The 14,034-nt window shown below is 54.8% G+C and carries 13 protein-coding genes; 5 read left to right on the forward strand and 8 right to left on the reverse strand.

The features are described from left to right. A partial coding sequence (locus DXY10_RS13485) for a hypothetical protein (protein ID WP_371411140.1) occupies positions 1–229 on the reverse strand: 229 nt, incomplete at its 3' end. A 133-nt stretch (positions 230–362) separates the two neighbouring features. Beyond that, on the reverse strand, positions 363–548 hold the full coding sequence (locus DXY10_RS13490) for a hypothetical protein (RefSeq protein ID WP_115019975.1): 186 nt from the start codon (positions 546–548) through the stop codon (positions 363–365). Between the two features lie 783 nt (positions 549–1,331). Here DXY10_RS13490 and DXY10_RS13495 point away from each other — a divergent pair. After that, the gene (locus DXY10_RS13495; RefSeq protein WP_115019976.1) at positions 1,332–1,940 is read left to right on the forward strand and encodes a ferric reductase-like transmembrane domain-containing protein; all 609 of its coding nucleotides are present in this window, start codon (positions 1,332–1,334) and stop codon (positions 1,938–1,940) included. A gap of 292 nt (positions 1,941–2,232) precedes the next feature. Here the strand turns inward: DXY10_RS13495 and DXY10_RS13500 are convergent, their stop codons facing one another. Next, the gene (locus tag DXY10_RS13500; RefSeq protein ID WP_115020075.1) at positions 2,233–2,925 is read right to left on the reverse strand and encodes an AAA family ATPase; all 693 of its coding nucleotides are present in this window, start codon (positions 2,923–2,925) and stop codon (positions 2,233–2,235) included. Between the two features lie 1,909 nt (positions 2,926–4,834). Beyond that, positions 4,835–5,134: a DUF3104 domain-containing protein gene (locus DXY10_RS13515; RefSeq protein ID WP_115019979.1), complete on the reverse strand. Its 300-nt coding sequence runs from the start codon at positions 5,132–5,134 to the stop codon at positions 4,835–4,837. A gap of 254 nt (positions 5,135–5,388) precedes the next feature. Between DXY10_RS13515 and DXY10_RS13520 the strand changes: the two genes are divergently transcribed. Next, positions 5,389–6,096 carry an ROK family protein gene (locus DXY10_RS13520; RefSeq protein ID WP_115019980.1) on the forward strand — a complete coding sequence of 236 codons (708 nt, stop codon included), beginning with the start codon at positions 5,389–5,391 and terminating at the stop codon, positions 6,094–6,096. A gap of 414 nt (positions 6,097–6,510) precedes the next feature. Beyond that, the gene (locus DXY10_RS13525) at positions 6,511–7,200 is read left to right on the forward strand and encodes a DUF4079 domain-containing protein (RefSeq protein WP_115019981.1); all 690 of its coding nucleotides are present in this window, start codon (positions 6,511–6,513) and stop codon (positions 7,198–7,200) included. A gap of 54 nt (positions 7,201–7,254) precedes the next feature. Here the strand turns inward: DXY10_RS13525 and DXY10_RS13530 are convergent, their stop codons facing one another. Together DXY10_RS13530 and DXY10_RS13535 are read right to left on the reverse strand one after the other, a co-directional pair. After that, complete coding sequence (locus tag DXY10_RS13530; protein WP_136989229.1) at positions 7,255–7,893, reverse strand: hypothetical protein; 639 nt, start codon at positions 7,891–7,893, stop codon at positions 7,255–7,257. Between the two features lie 266 nt (positions 7,894–8,159). Continuing rightward, positions 8,160–8,405, reverse strand: a complete 246-nt coding sequence (locus DXY10_RS13535; protein WP_115019983.1) for a NifU family protein — start codon at positions 8,403–8,405, stop codon at positions 8,160–8,162. An 87-nt stretch (positions 8,406–8,492) separates the two neighbouring features. Here DXY10_RS13535 and DXY10_RS13540 point away from each other — a divergent pair, with 87 nt between their 5' ends. After that, a complete protein-coding gene (locus tag DXY10_RS13540; protein WP_115019984.1) occupies positions 8,493–9,980 on the forward strand; it encodes a malate:quinone oxidoreductase in 1,488 nt (495 codons plus the stop codon). Positions 9,981–10,020: 40 nt separating this feature from the next. Here DXY10_RS13540 and DXY10_RS13545 read toward each other — a convergent pair whose 3' ends face one another. Next, positions 10,021–10,356, reverse strand: coding sequence for a multidrug efflux SMR transporter (locus tag DXY10_RS13545; RefSeq protein ID WP_115019985.1), 336 nt, complete (start codon positions 10,354–10,356; stop codon positions 10,021–10,023). Positions 10,357–10,447: 91 nt separating this feature from the next. On the opposite strand from DXY10_RS13545, the gene lepA reads away from it, so the two are divergent. Beyond that, on the forward strand, positions 10,448–12,262 hold the full coding sequence (gene lepA / locus DXY10_RS13550) for a translation elongation factor 4 (RefSeq protein WP_115019986.1): 1,815 nt from the start codon (positions 10,448–10,450) through the stop codon (positions 12,260–12,262). 47 nt (positions 12,263–12,309) lie between these two features. Here the strand turns inward: lepA and DXY10_RS13555 are convergent, their stop codons facing one another. Beyond that, positions 12,310–13,956, reverse strand: coding sequence for a vWA domain-containing protein (locus tag DXY10_RS13555; protein ID WP_115019987.1), 1,647 nt, complete (start codon positions 13,954–13,956; stop codon positions 12,310–12,312). Positions 13,957–14,034 lie beyond the last annotated feature (78 nt).

A 14,034-nucleotide genomic window follows, 5' to 3' on the forward strand; every position in this document is an offset into this window, starting at 1 on the left:
TAGCGACAGAATCACAGCCGCCGGCACGGCCAAAGCTGTTGTAGGGATTGGCTTGTGCAGCAGGGCCTGCAACGCTCATCAAGGTGGCACCAGCGGCGAGGGAGGCAGCAGCGGCGGCGATGGTTTTGATCGTGGTCATTGCTCTGATGGGGGTGATGCGTGGGGCGGGATCTCTCCCTCCGATGCATTCACCATCTCCGCTTTCAGCTCTCCAGCTGATGACCTCCATTCCCTCCAGCTGTGAGCTTGCTCACAACAGCGCAAACGCCAGTTAGCGGCTTGGCTGATAGCGCTTGATGAGCTGCCTCAGGCTCGGATCAGTTCTTGAGCGTCCGGCGTCAGTTGACCTTGCAACAAGCCTGTCAACGCAGCTGGGTGTCCTGAGGTGGCTCATCACCTTCTTCTTGATTGAGCTGTTGCAGGCGCTCGAACAGCTCTGCATCTCCAACAATGACGCGACGGCTGCCGTCCTCGGCCATGTAGGTGAGCCGTCCCTCTTGATCCAGCCTCAAAGCGGTCATTGGCGTGACGGGTTGTTGTTCAGCCATCACTCAGCTCTTGGGAAACGACGTCAGGACGAACGCCATGATCATCGATCCACTCAAGCGCGCATCCATGGTGGTGTGCTGCATGCAGCAACCGCTATTTACAAGGAGTGCTGCCTGCGCACAAGACGCCGTTCCGCTGCCTCGGCGCAAGTTGAGCAAGAGAACGGTTGCTCACGACCAACGACCAGGGCTAGACACAGTCCAACCGCTTCTGGTGCTATGCCTTTCGGGAATCAAAGAGCAGAACAAGCCAAGCCGCAGTTAGCGCCGAAGCAACCGAAGCTTTTGAATCGTCCCGTCTATCCAGGTCCCTCCCATCACGCCCATAAAGGCTGAAGAGGCCGAACCACTCGGTCGTACAAGCCGTACGTATGAATACTTAGGCGGCCTGTTAGAACGAAGACACGTCATGAGACGGAGCCCTGGGTCGAACACCAGGGCTTTTTCTTGAGATGGCAAAGGAGCTCGCGGTCCATCCACTCACCCCATCGGCGTGGGCATTGTCCAACAGGCATAGGACTGCGAAGAGCTCTTGCCCTGGCTTTGCCGAACGAATCTGTGATTTGGATTGTTGTTGTTGTGATCAATCTGAATGCTGTCTTGTCGGCGTAGAGGTTTGCGATCACATCCGTTGAAAAAAATCGGCGAAGTTGATTGTCACTGGCCTTTGTCTCTCAAGTTGCATTGGCTTGGCCTGAGCCTTCTGAAGCTCTGCTATGAGCATGTGTTACGCCGAGTGGTCTCTGTCTTTCTCCCTCATCAAGATGGGTTTTTACTTGCGTGATGAAGCTTGAGGGTTGGCCGATTACTGCTTGGATTGCTGGCCTGATTCTTCTTGGCTTGTTGATTCTGTTCTGCTTGTCTGGCTGGAGCGCGCCAACCATCACGAGCGGGATTGATGCTACGGGTCGCTGCTCTTTGCTGCTTTTTTCTATTGCCTTCACTGCGTCTAGCCTGCATCGCCTTTGGAGGGTGCCTCTAACAACTTGGACATTGCTGAATAGGCGTTGGATTGGTTTGGGATTTGCTTCGTCTCATTTCATTCACCTCGCTTTGATTCTCTCGATGTCCTTGTTCTTTCCTGAGCCTTTCTTGAGTCGGCAGTCTATGGGGCAGTGGGTGTTTGGAGGTATTGGATATGGTTTCGTTTTCCTAATGGCACTGACATCAAGTGATCGTGCCCAGCATTGGATGGGAATGAAAAGTTGGAAAAGGCTTCACTTGACTGGCAGTTATTGGCTTTGGACGGTTTTTCTTTTCACATACATCAAGCATGCGAAGCAAGGTCCGGATTGGCTTTATCTGCCATTGCTTCTGTTCACAATCGCGCTGCTCCCAATTCGTTTGGCAAAGCAGATCCCTCCCAGGCCATCCCTAGGTGCCGCCTCTTAAAGAGCACGAGGGCCTTTGATCGTTGCAGGCCTTAGGAGTTTTAGGTTTGAGCTTGATGCCCTGATCGTCTCTTGCGGGCCTGGACTGGATGAAGGATTTTGACGGCGAGCCTGCTTGCCTCCTCTTGGTTTTTCTTTGTTGAGGCAAGGCTGGCAGGAGAGATGCTGATCTGATGTGGCCCAGAAGTTTGCAGAGAAACCTGCTTCAGGGCTGTAATTGTGGATCAGATTTTTGCTTTCGTTGCATCTTGAAGGGTGAAGATGTTCACCCCCACCTTTTCTGCAAGCCTGCGTTAGGCGGCGATTCTCTCTTCGATCAACGTTGTGTCCCAGCCAATGGGTTGCATCGGAATGATGGTTGCTCGTTCGGGGACTAACTTTTTAATCTCCTCACAGGCCATACGGTAGGCATGCCAACCAATCATTCGTCTCGGATCTGACTTGCCTGAATTTGCAGTTGCTTTGTCGACGGTCACCCCAGCATTCTCTGCTTTCTCAAAGGCGCTGAGAAGAGGGATCTGCGCTTTGAGTACTGGTATATCTGCTGCCTCCAGTTGTTGACGGATTTTTTTCGCGACTTGGTTTTTTCTTGCATCGACTTTGACTAGAAGTGCGGCAAATGGCACATTGAAACTCTTCAAATGCTCGGCCATCTCAAGGGTGAGTTCCAGTGAGCGAGTTTGTGCTGCTGTCGGCAGAATGATGACATCAGCTCCGTCAACAAGGTTTTTGATCTCTTCCTTGCTACTGCTTGCCTGACCATCCGTCACAATGACATCTGCATATCGGCTTGCTTTTGCAGCAGCTTCAATGGGTACGACTTCAAATTGAAGCAGGCCTCGAGCGGCATATGCGCTGGCGGAACGGTTCCGGTCTGCATCGACGAGAACAACTGACGGGTAGGAACTAGCAAGGCCTGCGGCGATGTGAACACTCGTGCAGGTCTTGGCAACGCCCCCTTTTTGGCCAAAGACTGTAATAAACATGACGACCATCCATTTTTCGATTTATAGCGTCTATTCCCTGTTCAGCAACTGGCCTCCTTTCAGCATGCAGGCTTGCCTTGTGGGTCGATTGGTCGATTGGCACGCTTGAGAATCTGTTGCTTCAGCACTGTTTGTGAGTGGGTGTTGTTTCCACGATCTTTCCAGGCCTCAGGAACGGGGTGAGTCATTCTTTTTGGCCTCGTTCGTGAGGTTGATGCCCAGCTCCTTCATTGAATTGATTGTGTCGTTCACAGCCGGGACATATGCAATGCGTCGCCTGACCTTGTCAATGAGCTCAAAGAGCCGCTCGGGTATTGACTTTGGCTGGGTCGACATTCGGAGTATTTGCTGAAGCAGCCTTTCCGCATTGCACTACGATACGGCTCCGCAATGATCTGCGCATCCCTTTTCAAGAGTTGGTGAGGGATCAAGCAAGGGTCTTTTCTGATCCTCTCGCCACAGAGCAGCTCTTGATTGTGTGTGAAAGCTCCCATAACAAGATTGCAACTGATTGTCGACTGCAGGCAGCTCATCTTCATCCACCCTTTGCTTCGGGGCTGGCGACCATGACAGGGATGGGTCTGGCATCGGATTGCTCGCCACCCGGGGTGGTTTTGTTGCCGGTTTTCTTTTTGCCAGCCAATTTGTTGGTGATGGATCATGCGCAAGCCCTGGCAGCGCCACAAAAAAGGGCGGCCCCACAACAGCCACCCTTCAGGTTTCAGTTAGGGGTGCTCGACGTCCCCTTGTATTCATTGTCTGTAGCCCTAGGAACATGTGCATGAGGTCTCTTACCTATTCCTGGATCCGTCCCTGACCATAAGAAAGGGGTGTACCCCTCGTACACCCCTTTCTGAGTGGGGCCGGATCCCCCCTTCAGTGTCCGCTCTCTTGTGAGCTTATGCCTGGGTATCTGTGCTCATTGCGCGTCAGTTTTGTATTGCTGCAAACCGTTCGCTCCTCTGCGGAGAGATGTTCCTCTGTGTGATCTCGATCCAGGAGTCCATCTCTGCTGGGATCTCTGGCTCCAGATCCCTTTGGATGCCCCTCACCGACTGGGGTTTTCAAGCTTTTGCTGTGATGTTTTGCACTCGCTCTCTGTCGCAGTCCATCGGCGACAGGCACCAGGATCCTTTCATTGCTCCAAGGGGACTCTTTGATGCGGTCTGTTTTTCGGCTTTGACTCAAACTTGATGTGGGCAAGGGTTTAATGGCTTCCCTTGGTCCGACCTGGTTAGTGGGGGATTGGTTGTCGCATCCTCTCCCCTGCTTTCCAATCCATTCGCTGCATCTGCCCGGCTTTGGAGAGCAGCTGAGAATGTTGATGATCTGCTTGTGACCAAGTCAGGCTGGCACTTTGATTGAGACGTACGCAAGCAAGAGGTTCAGTTTGTACTCGATTTGTGTGCGCTCGTTTTGTGGAGGCCGCTGGACATGGGCCTCCGCACCTTTGGGTACTTCGCGATGCATCATCGTGTTCTCGATCTGCTTGGCTGATGGCGGAGAATCATCGAACTCAGATGGAGTCGAAACAGCTGAGTAGAAGGTTCAGGGGAGGCGGTCGCGTCTGTCCTGAATCTTCCGCCACTGGAGAGTTCAAACTGCTTTTCAGTCGGTGACCGGTTAGCAGAGGAGGGATGACCTGTTCCCTCCTCTGTTCTCCTCCCAAGGGCTGAGCTAACATTTTGCTGGGAGTGTTAGAGCTTGTTGATTGACCTGGTTCAGCCTGAATCTGTGATAGATGGCATTTATGGCGCTCCCTCTCCAGCCAATCGACTTTTGAGTCGTGGCTCATCACGGTGCATTTGTAGGCCTGATTTAGGCCGCCTTTAAAGGTCTGCTGTACGCGCTCGATTGCTCTCGTTGTTGATTGTTAAGGGTTTGGCTATTTGTGCAGTTCATTCTTTCTTTATCCTGTCGTATTTATGTGATCTAGGTCGTGCAGGATGTGGATGACATGATCTCTTCTGACCTTTCTGATCTTTCCGTCTGTGACGTTTGCAATGAGGATTCCTGATGCTCCATTGGCGTGCTTTGGCTCTGGCCTGCCACAGGTGACCTGGCCCATCCACCATCGCTTGTCGTTTGTGATTGTGGGGTTGCCGTGCTCGTTGACAATCACATAGTGACCAGTTTTCGGTTGCATGCTCATCGCGCTTGCTACATCGATACCGGTTTCGGAACGATTGGCTTCGTGGTTGGTGGGCATGGGTGCAAGGCGAACTCTTCTGGTTTAGGGCTTGCTGAGGTCAGGAGTGTGAATTGCTCTGGTGAGATGTGCGACAGAATGCATCTCGCCTGAGATGGGGCTCATCTCAATTTCGCCCTGTTGTTCCTTGATAAGTGTCGTCTTTGGTTGCATTCAGGATGTGTAGTCGCTGCTTCCTTTGTCTTCAAGTTCACAACGATTGAATCCTTGCCTTGAGGCTTCTATCATGTGGTGAGATGTGGGACTAGAGTTCAATGGATTCAGCTCTTAATACGCTTTCTGTTGATATCGGCGGTACAGGCCTGAAGCTGATTGTTCTTGACTCCAATGGCGCTCCACTTTGCGATCGAAAACGTGTTGAGACCCCTCACCCAGCAACGCCTGATGCAGTTTTGAAGGCTCTTGTTGAGCTCACGCTTGACGTGCCAGCTTTTTCCAGGGTTTCAGTTGGATTCCCAGGGGTCGTTCGCTCTGGCGTGGTTGTGACAGCTGTCAATCTCGACGAGCATTGGCCAGGTACTGAGCTCGGTTTGCAGCTCGAGCAGCTGCTTCATAGGCCTGTCAAGGTTGCTAATGATGCTGATGTTCAGGGGTATGGCTGTATCACTGGTCAAGGAGTGGAGATGGTGTTGACGCTCGGAACCGGAATGGGGTCTGCGCTGTTCATTAATGGGACTTTGGTCCCTAATCTTGAGCTCGCCCATCATCCTTTGAAGAAGGGCATGACGTATGAAGACTATGTCGGTCGACATGCACTTGAGCTGATTGGTAAGCAGAAATGGGTTAAACGGGTCCAAAAGGTGGTACGGCAAACAATGCCAATCTGGAATTGGGATCTCATGCATTTAGGTGGCGGAAATGCCAAGCTTTTAAAGGAGGCTGATCTGCCTGAGCATGTTGAGATCCATTCGAATAAGGCGGGGGTTCTGGGTGGATATTATCTTTGGAAGAGTGAAGATTAGTTTTCGGAGACATAGTGTGATTGGCCTGCTGTTGTTTGTTACTCAGCCTGGGTTGTCGTCTTTCGGCCTGTTTGGGTGATGGGTCTCGGAGACAGGTTTGGCTCTTGGCATCTTTGCTCTTTCATGCTGCATCGATGTGTGCTCTGCTGACCCAATGGCCTTCAGGGATGTTCGTCGCTACCTGGTTCATGGTCTGGGTCGTCAGATAATCTCCATCGTAGCTGTTCTCGTTGGCTCCTCTGGACGGGATCTCGCTAGGATGTGTGGAAATCAGCTGATGGATAAGGATCTTTTTGACGCTTGAATTGCGTCGTGCTTAGCGATCCGTTCCTTGCATTTCTGTAATCACACCGTTGGCTCACGGGGCGTAATTAAAGCTGATGGCTAGCGTTCGAAAACTTGCGCGGATTGGCCATGACGGCAGTGGACTGGCTCTGGCTTCTTCACCCTTTTCTGGCGGTCGTTCTGATCTATCCCCTCATCGGCATGGTGTTGCACCTCGGTCTGCAGACCAGAGCACGCCGCCAGAAGACCAACCTCAAGCTTCCGCCAACGGTTGGCCGTAGCCATTCCGATCTGGGGCAATGGTTAGCGGCAGGAGTGGTGGTGCTGGTGTTAATCGCCCTCTCTGTGGTGATTGCCAGCAAAGCCCCCCTCGCCGAATTCGAGGGAGGTGCGTCCCGTTTGATTCAGCTCATGCTGGTTTTGCTCGGCACGCTGATGAGCTTGGTGGCCCTCTGGCGCAGTCGCGCACCTGGCCTGCGCTTGGCTTTTTCGCTCATCACCTGGCTTGGGGTGCTCACCCTTGGTGCTCAGCCAGAAGTCTGGCGCCTCTCCGATAGCCCTCTAACGACTGCTTTCTGGCAATCGCATTACTGGGCCGGTGTTGGCGTCACAGGGCTGATGCTGTTTTCCCTTGGTGCCCGGCCAGAGATCCTGCGCGATCTTCGCCTGCGCCGCTTGCACGTCACTGCAAGTGTGTTGGCGGCGGTGCTGTTTGTGGCCCAAGGTCTCACCGGCACGCGCGATCTGCTTGAGATTCCGCTGAGCTGGCAAAAACCAGCGGTGTATGGGTGCGATTTCGTTCTACGGAACTGTCCGTAGAGCGTGATGATCGTCGATCAACAAGGCAGCAGCTTTGCTTGGCGCTCCACTGTCTTATTGGCCGATTTGCTGCTGAAGGCTCTCAAGCAAGGCCAGCACGGCCGGCTCATTGGCGTGTTGCGCCAAAACCACCAGGTGTTCGGTGTAGGTGTAGGGCTCGAAGTTTTGATCCACCTGCCAGGGGAGTGGTTGAGCTATTCGCATCTCTGGGGTGAGATAAGCCATCAGGAAGCTTTCTCCCGAATGCCGTGACGGCCGCAGGGCCAAGGTTTTGTGTCGCTCTGGCTGGTTGATCGAGAGCAACGCTTCAAACCACTCTTGGGAGCGCTCGCGACAACTGGCGGGGAGGAAGGGCATCAGCTTCAGCTCCAGATTGCCGTTCTCCAAGCTCCATTGGAAACGATCCGCAAGGTCGCTTTCGCTCTGATTGTTCCGGTTCAGAACGGTGAGGTCGATCGGGCGGTTGTGCAGCTCAAGGATGAAGAGATCGTCGCGATCGTCGGGAATCTGCGTTGGCGTGGCCAGACAGGCGTCCAGGACGTGTTCTCTTAACAGCGTCACTGGATCTGTGCAACTGAGGGCTGCTATCTGCGGGTTCATTGTCCAGCCCTCGGGTGGAACAACGCCCTGTTTGTTCTGAAGCCAGAAGGGAGCCTGGAGACGAAGGCGTAACCGACGTTTGAGTCGAGCCATCTGGTGCACCTGGCGTTCTAGATCCAGAAGCTGAAGGTCGCCTGATACCTCCAACTCACGCTTGGTGCGTTTCAGCTCAATTCCGAATCGGCCAAGAACCTTGTGGTTGCGCCGAGAAATTGTGCTTTGGGTGGAAAACTCAGCTTCAGCTGCTCGATCTGTCGAGCCAAGCCAGAGGGTCAAATCGAGGGCTGAAAGTTGTTCCTCGGTGACCATTAAGCAGAATTGACTTACCCAAATTTATTCGGCTTTCAAGGAAATGGTTCTCAAAGCACCTGCACCACTTCGCTCACCTCTGGGATCGATTCGCGCATCTTGCGCTCGATTCCCATTTTGAGGGTCATGGTGCTGCTCGGGCAGCTGCCACAGGCGCCCTGCAGACGCACTTTCACCACAGGCCCATCAATCTCCACGACCTCAACGTTGCCACCATCGGCCATCAGGAATGGGCGCAGCTCATCCAGCACCTTTTCCACGTTTTCGCTTGTGAGCGGCAGTGTTTCAGTACTCATGACCGGGGCTGAGGGATTGAAGTGCAATCAGCCTAGGAAGGCACCGCTTCGGTCGACCCATAGCCTGAACAAAGCCACGCCGCCGCTGTGAACCGCTACGACGTCGTGCTGGTGGGTGCGGGGATCATGAGCGCCACCCTGGCGACCTTGCTCCAAGAGCTCGATCCGACCCTTCGCCTGCTGCTGGTGGAGCGGCTGGAAGGGGCGGCGATGGAAAGCAGCGCCGCAGGCAACAATGCCGGCACTGGCCATGCAGCCAACTGCGAGCTCAATTACACACCAGTGCAGGCGGATGGGTCGATCGCCACAGCCAAGGCCTTGGCGATCAATGCCTCGTTCGAACTCAGCCTTGAGCTTTGGGCGTCGCTCGTTGAGCAGGGGCGCCTGGATCCCGGGGACTTTCTCCATCAGGTGCCGCATCTCAGTGCGGTTTGGGGCGACGACGACATTGCCTTTCTGCGTCAGCGTCACCGTCAGCTCAGTGCTCTGCCGGCCTTCGCTGCGATGGAGTGGAGCGAGGATCCTGGAGAACTCGCTACCTGGATGCCCTTGGTGATGGCGGGTCGTCAGGGCCGTGAACCTGTCGCTGCTACGCGTATCGGCCGGGGCACTGATGTGGACTTCGGCACCCTCACCAGGGCCTATTTGGCGACGTTGCAGAGCAGCGGGGCTGTGGAGGTGCTGTACGGCACCACGGTCTCCAAGCTCAGACGCTGTCGGGATGGAGAGATGGCTGAAGGCGATTGGCGTCTGGAGCTCCGTGGGCCGTCGGGCCGTCGGCAGGTTGAGGCTCCGTTTGTGTTTCTTGGTGCCGGCGGCGGTGCCCTGCCCCTGTTGCAGTCGTCCGGTATCCCGGAAGCGGCGGATTACGCAGGTTTCCCGGTGAGTGGGCAGTGGTTGGTGTGCAACGACCCCCAGCTGGCGCAGCATCACCATGCCAAGGTCTATGGCAAGGCAAAGGTGGGTGCTCCGCCGATGTCGGTGCCCCATCTCGATACCCGCTGGATCGATGGTCAGCGCTCGCTGTTGTTCGGACCCTATGCAGGCTTTAGCAGCAAGTTCCTCAAGCAGGGATCGCTGCTTGATTTGCCCAGTTCCGTGCGGGTGGGCAATGTGCTGCCGATGCTTCAGGTGGGGCTGAGCAACTTTGATCTGGTCACCTATCTGATCCATCAGTTGCGTCAGAGTCCGGCGGACCGTCTGGAGGCGCTTCAAGCCTTCTTGCCCACGGCTCGTGCTGACGATTGGACCCTGTCGGTGGCCGGTCAGCGGGTGCAGATCATCAAGCGCACGAAGCAGGGCGGCCGGTTGCAATTGGGTACCGAGGTGGTGGCCGCTTCCGATGGTTCGCTGGCGGCATTGCTCGGGGCCTCTCCCGGTGCCAGCACGGCGGTCACGATCATGCTCGAGGTGCTGGAGCGCTGCTTCCCGCTGAAGTTGGCTAGCGAGGCCTGGCAGCTCAGACTGCGCCAATTGTTGCCGAGTTACGGGCAAGATCTGAGCGCCGATACCGAGTTGCTGGGGCGTACACGTGAGCGTGTGGATGCGGTGCTGGGGCTGTCGGCGTCGGGTTGACGGAGTTGGATGACGTCATTGGTATTGGGTCGAACCCGATTTAGCCGCTCTGGCCGCCGAGATTGACGCTCACCACACCAGCGGTGATCAGTGCCATGCCAAGCAGCTGCACTGGTGTGGGCACCTGGCGGTAGGCCAGCACGCCAACGATCACGATGGCCACGATGCCGATTCCGCTCCAGAGCGCATAGGTGATCCCTAGCGGGATGCTCTCCACCACTCGAGACAGAAGCAGCATCGCGATGGCATAGGTGCTGAGCACTAGCAGTGTTGGCAGAGGCCTGCTGAAGCCTTGGGTGAGCTTGAGGCAAGACGTACCAACGATTTCTGCGCTGATCGCGAGCAACAGCAGCAACCAGGGGGAGAGGGATGGCATGACGGATAACGGGAAGAGCAGACGACTGGTGGCAGCTCCCTAGGATCGCTTGATTGAGTCGAACAGCCCGAGCCGGGACACCGCCAACCGCATGACCGACGCCCCCGTCTCACGCATTCGCAATTTCTGCATCATTGCCCACATCGACCACGGCAAGTCGACGCTTGCCGACCGGTTGCTGCAGGACACCGGCACCGTCGCCAACCGCGACATGCAGGAGCAGTTCCTGGACAACATGGATCTGGAGCGGGAGCGCGGCATCACGATCAAGCTCCAGGCCGCTCGCATGAACTACAAGGCGGCCGATGGTGAGGAGTATGTGCTCAATCTGATCGATACCCCTGGTCATGTTGATTTCTCCTATGAGGTGAGTCGCTCACTGCAGGCCTGTGAAGGTGCACTGCTGGTGGTAGATGCCAGCCAGGGCGTCGAAGCGCAGACCCTGGCCAACGTGTATCTGGCGCTGGAGAACGATCTCGAGATCATCCCGGTGCTCAACAAGATCGATTTGCCGGGAGCCGACCCCGATCGGATTAAGGAAGAGATCGAGGCGATCATCGGCTTGGACTGCAGCAATGCGATTCCCTGCTCAGCCAAAACCGGCATGGGCGTGCCGGAGATCCTCCAGGCCGTGGTGGACCGGGTGCCGCCGCCGGCGGACACCGTGAAGGAGCCCACCAAGGCGCTGATCTTCGACTCCTATTACGACCCCTACCGGGGTGTGATCGTTTATTTCCGGGTGATGAGCGGCAGCATCAGCCGGAAAGACAAGGTCTTGCTGATGGCCAGCAAGAAGACTTACGAGCTCGATGAGATCGGGATCATGGCCCCGGATCAGAAAAAGATGGACGAGCTCCATGCCGGCGAGGTGGGCTACTTGGCGGCGTCCATCAAGGCTGTGGCCGATGCCCGAGTGGGCGACACCATCACCTTGGTGAATGAACCGGCGGATGCACCGTTGCCGGGGTACACCGAGGCCAAGCCGATGGTGTTTTGCGGTCTGTTCCCCACCGAGGCCGATCAGTACCCGGATCTGCGCGATGCGCTCGACAAACTTCAGCTCTCTGATGCAGCCCTGAAGTACGAACCTGAAACCAGCAGCGCCATGGGCTTCGGCTTCCGTTGCGGCTTCCTGGGCCTTCTCCACATGGAGATCGTGCAGGAGCGGTTGGAGCGGGAGTACGACCTCGACCTGATCGTCACCGCACCATCGGTGATCTACAAGGTGAACATGATCGATGGCAGCGAGAACATGGTGGATAACCCTGCCACCCTTCCCGATCCGCAGAAACGGGAATCGATCGAAGAGCCCTATGTGCGCATGGAGATCTATACCCCCAATGATTTCAATGGTGCGCTGATGGGTTTGTGCCAGGAACGGCGCGGTGACTACCTCGATATGAAATACATCACCACGGATCGCGTCACCCTGATTTATGAATTACCGCTGGCAGAGGTGGTGACTGACTTCTTTGATCAGATGAAGACGCGCACCCAGGGCTATGCGTCGATGGAATATCACCTGATCGGCTACCGCAAAAACCAGCTGGTGCGCCTGGATGTGCTGATCAACGGCGAGCGGGCCGATGCACTCACCACGATTGTGCACCAAGACAAGGCCTACAACGTGGGCAAGGCCTTGGTGGAGAAATTGAAGGAACTGATTCCGCGCCAGCAGTTCAAGATTCCGATTCAGGCTTCGATCGGCAGCCGGATTATCGCTTCCACCAGCATCAGCGCCATTCGTAAGGATGTGCTTGCTAAGTGCTACGGCGGTGATATCTCACGCAAGAAGAAACTGCTGAAAAAGCAGGCCAAAGGCAAGAAGCGGATGAAGGCAATGGGCAAAGTGGATGTACCCCAGGAAGCATTCATGGCGGTGCTGAAGCTGAATCAAACGCCTTGAGTGAAGAAATCGTTTTTTAACGATCCCTGGGGAGATCGATTGCACATTTAGCTGTTGTTGTCCAGTTGTGATTCTTGCACTGATTCAACATCAACGTAGTTGTAATCACCGCTTGCGAGTTGAGATAGTTCCTGCATCCATCCGGATTCCCGTCCAAGCGAAATGGTGTGAATGGTGATGGGTGAAGGCCTTTGGTGATTGAGCTCGCTGAGTCCCGCTGCTGTGCCCTCGAAATTATTGCTTGTTGTGCCTTGGATGTAACTAGGATTCTGTGTGGGTTTGCCGTCCGACAGGAAGAACAGTGTGTCGGCATCGTGATCATCTAAGGCTGCTTTGAGTCCTCCCCAAGGATCGGTATAGCTCCCTTTGTATTCGTCGATCGAGTTGATAAAGGCAAAGGCTGACTCAAGCACGTTGTCGTCGCCGATGCGGCTCATGGTTTGACCGTTGTGCAACCAGCCTTTGTGATTATTGGTGCCGGCAATGCTGAATGATTCAAGTCCCACTTCGGTATTGGGTGCCGAATCATGCAGGTCTTGCAGGAGCGTGATCAGCTCACCTTTGAGGGCCTGCATGCGATTGACGATGCAGGGATAAGTCGCCTTGGCTCGCCCTGATCGTCCTCTTCGGCCACGCCTTGTGACGACGTAAACAGGGGTTGGGCTTTGATAGATGCAGGTTTGCATTGATCCTGATCCATCCAGAAGGAAGCGAACGTTCTGACTGAGTTCTCCTCGGAAGAACAGTCCATCAAGAACAATGTTTCCATCGATTACTTTGGCAATACGTTTGTCTGCCCTGGCGTAGGCAGTGAACTGCAATGGTTGTAAGGATAGGCTACGCAATCCTGTTGAAAGTTGCAGGAAGCTGGGGATCGCAGTTTCATTCGCGTCGATGTAGTTCGGATTGGGGCCAATGAAAGTCAGTAAACGACGGTCAGCATCTGTGCTGAAGCGAAATGCCGGTTCTCGGTATCTGCGTGGGGGTGATGACTCATCTTGGATTTCGTGGTTGAAGCTCGTTCGATTGATCGTATCTGTCAGGATCTCTTCGAGTGATTTGTTAACGGTTTTGCCATCCATTTCTTTGGTGATTGCTACAGGTTCCTCGCACTCCGTTAGTTCGTTCTGGTCGTTTACACAGGTTTCCTGTGGCATGACCCCAATGTCATCGAGAAGTGTTGCCACGTATACGTTGCTAACGTCATAACTCCCATCTTCTCGAATGGCTGGTCCGCATCGGTAAAGGGCATAGCGATGTCCACTTGCATTGAGGCCGATGCCATAGATGATTGGTAAGAGTGGAAGTTGGCGAGAATTGCGAAGCCCAAAGATTGGCTTAAAACTACCCGCGGTAGAGTCTTTGCAGACATTGATTGCTCCACCGCTCCCCTCATGGTTTTGCAGATCTGTGTCTGTTCCAGCTCGGTTACCTGTTTCGTAGATCAGTAAGTGATCTGCCTTTGTTGCTTCGTTTCGGAGCAACTTCAGTCCGTTAATGGTGTTTTGCCGCAATGTGGCACGTGAGCCAGATGTGCGCATCACTCCCTGCATGGATTGCAAGGCGGTTCCGGCTCCGATGATCACCAGTCCACCCGCGGCAAGGGAGACAAGCATCTCAGTCATCCCAAAACCCTTCGCGTTCTGCTTGCGATTGGGATGGATCGTCAGCTTGTTCTGAGGTTTATGAATCATGGCCTCATACTCCGCTGCATGATGGTGTATTCCTTAAGTTTGGATCAGGTGCCTGCTAGATGTACTGAGCTGGTGGTG

The organism is Synechococcus sp. UW140 (assembly GCF_900474295.1).
GTDB lineage: Bacteria > Cyanobacteriota > Cyanobacteriia > PCC-6307 > Cyanobiaceae > Synechococcus_C.